At 64.7% G+C, this 3,022-nt stretch carries 1 protein-coding gene; it reads right to left on the bottom strand.

Annotation, left to right across the window (positions count from 1 at the left end; genetic code table 11):
- A partial coding sequence (locus CAF73_RS29465; protein WP_139834888.1) for an RHS repeat-associated core domain-containing protein occupies positions 1-3,022 on the bottom strand: 3,022 nt, incomplete at both ends.

Genomic DNA, 3,022 nt, shown 5'->3' with positions numbered 1-3,022 from the left:
CCCAACGGATCCACCCACCCCGTGGGATTCGGCACGTACCGGTACTGGTTCAGCCCCCCGGCCAGCTTCACCGGATCCGGCGTCAGGTACCGGCCCACCTCCGGGTCGTAATACCGGTGCCGGTTGTAATGCAGTCCGCTTTCGTCATCGAAGTACTGCCCCTGAAAGCGCAGAGGCTGGTTCAGGTAGTCCTCGGTCGCCAGTTCCAGCGAGGTGACCTTGCCGTAGGCGCTGTATTTGGCCGACCAGACGATGTCGCCGCTGTAGTCGGTCAACTCCTGCGGCGTGCCGAGGTGGTCGAGTTGGTAGTAGAACGGGCAGGCGCGTTTCGGGCCTTTGCCGTCGAGCATCGCCAGCGGGCGGAAGGTCCCCGGTTCGTAGATGAAGCTGCGGTGTTGTTGTTCGCTGCTTTCGGCGATCAGGTGGTCGCCTTGCCAGAAGAACTCGGTGGTCTGGCCGTCGACGGTCTTGCGGATGCGCCGGCCGAAGGCGTCGTATTGGTAGGTCGCGCTGGTGCCGTCGGGGCGGGTAAGGCCGATCAGGCGGTGCTGGCTGTCGTAGCGGTATTCGGTGACGAGTTGTTGGCCGCGGCCGCGGCGTTCGCGGATCAGGTTGCCGAAGGCGTCGTAGTCGTAATGGCGGTCGCCCTGCATCAACAGGCGGTTGCCCTTGATCTGGGTCGGGCCGGGGCGGTCCTGCATCAGCAGGTTGCCGGCCGGGTCGTGGGCGAAGTTTTCCGGCACATCGTCGCGGGTGTGGCGCACGCGAATCAGCCGGTCGAGGGCGTCGTAGGTGTAGCTGCGCTGGCCGTGGCGGGTGTCGGCAATGTGTTCGAGGTTGCCGTTGGCGCTGTAGGCAAAGTCGCGGCGGTACAGCGCGCTGCGTTGATGGCCTACGGCGTGGGACTGCAAGCGGCCCTGTTCGTCGTAGGCATATTCGCTGAGCAGCAGGCCTTGCTGGCGCTGCTGTTCGCGGCCGTTCTGGTAGACGTGGCGGGTCAGCAAGGCGCCGTTGAGGTCGATCGCGGTCAGCGCACCGCCCTTGGCGTAGTGGTAATCGAGCTTGCTGTTGTCCGGCAGGCGCAGGCGGGTCAGTTGGCCGCAGGCGTCATAGGTGTAACGCAGGGTGCCCCAGCCCTGATGCTCGCGCACCAGCCGATCCTGCAGGTCGTATTCGAAGGCCAGCGGGTGATCCTGGCCGTCATCCACGCCAACCAGACGACCGAGGCGGTCATAGCGATAGCTGACCTCGACCCCGTCCGGCAGGGTCTTGAGCAGCAGACGTCCGGCGCTGTCGCGTTGGTAAGCGGTGACCAGCGTCGAGCCGTCGTCGCCGAACTCGGTCTTTTCCAGCAGATGGCCGTTGCGGTCATAGACGTACGCGGTGCGCCGGCCATCGAAGCCGGTTTCCTGTCGGATCAGTCCGGTCGGCGTGTAGTCCAGCCGGTACTTTTCGCCGGACTCGTTCTCGATTTCCGTGAGCAGCAGCTGCGCATGGTCGTAGCGGTACTGCACTCGTGTACCGTCCGGGTTGATCCGGCGGCTGACCAGGTGCAGGTCGTCGTCATACTCGTAACGGGTGATGCGCCCCTGTTCATCGCGTTCGGCGGTGATCTGGCCATAGGCGCTGTAGGACCAGGCGCGGGTGGCTCCGGTAGGCAGCGTCGTCTGGATCAGCCGGCCAACGGCGTCCCAGGCGTGGCGGGTGACCGCACCATGCTCGTCCTGAACCGTCGTCCGCCGCCCCAAGGCGTCGTAGGAAAACTTCCAAACCCCGCCGTCCGGCAGACTTTCCTCGACCAGTTGCCCGAGGTCGTTCCAGACGAACACATGGCGACCACTGTCCGGATAACGGATCGACCGCAACCGCCCCTGCGCGTCAAAGTGGTAATGGGTGACATGACCGTCGGGATCGACCGCCTCGGTGACGTCACCCTGAGCATTGCGCCGGTACGTCCAAACGGCATCGCCGCGTGAACGGCTGTGCAGGAAACCGTTACGGTACTCGTAGGACGTCGGCGCATCGTCCGGCGGAATCAGCGCGATCAGCCGTCCGGCATCGTCGTAGCGGTACTCGGTGACCGCGCCCAGCGCATCCTGCTCGGCGACCAGCCGGCCCGCCGAATCGTAGGCCTTGAGCTGCTCGCCCCCGTCCGCCGACACCTGACGCACCAGCCGCGCCGTGTCGTCGTGGACGTAAGTTTCCTCAGTCCCGTCGACGTAATGCACGGTGACGCTGCCGGCGTCATCCCACACGTAACGCGTGTCCATCTGCGAAAACGACGCCCAGTGCCGCACGCAACGCGCCGCCTTGCCGGACCGCTCCCATGCCCAGAAGAAGCTCGCACCGCCAGCCAGTTGCCGTTGCAGGATGACGTGCCGGTCGTCGTAGTCGTAACGCTCGCTTTCGCCGACCGCGTTGGTCGCCTCGATCAATCGATGGCGGGCATCAAAGCGGTAACTGGCCAGCGTCTGCTCGGTACGCCAGGCCGCCTCGCACCAGACCTGATAATCGACCGCGACCAGATGCGCCCGCTCATAGCGCAGCAACAACGACCGACCGGCCCCGTTATCCAGTCGCTGAATCCGGTCGGAAAGATCCCGATGCACCGTCAGACGATTGCCGTACGCATCGCTGATGGCGGTCAGACGCCCAACCCGAAAGTGATAAAACCGCGCGGCCTCACCCGCCAGCGCAACGATCAACTCTTCCGGTTCATCCCCGAGAAAGATCGCCGCCCGCGACAGACTGTTGTGAATCGCCGGCCGCTCAACGCTCGGCAACGGAAACCGCGTGCGCCGGTTTTCATGGTCGACCCAGACCACCGCCGCGCCATCAACCTCCAGACGATGCGCCAGCGAATGGCTCCAGCCAAACCCCAATCCAGCATCGATCTCAGCCGCACTGCTGCGATACAAGCGGCTGAACTCGAACGGCAACAGCCCATCGAGTACACCGTCAGTCAACGTCAGCAGTTCTTCCCCGGTGACCATCGACACCGGACAGCCGTTGGTGCAGGTCA

Origin of the sequence: Pseudomonas sp. B15(2017) (genome assembly GCF_002113215.1) — a bacterium.
Classification (GTDB): Bacteria; Pseudomonadota; Gammaproteobacteria; order Pseudomonadales; family Pseudomonadaceae; genus Aquipseudomonas.
Note: the sequence above shows the minus strand (reverse complement) of the source record. Positions and strands in the feature narration are given on the sequence as shown.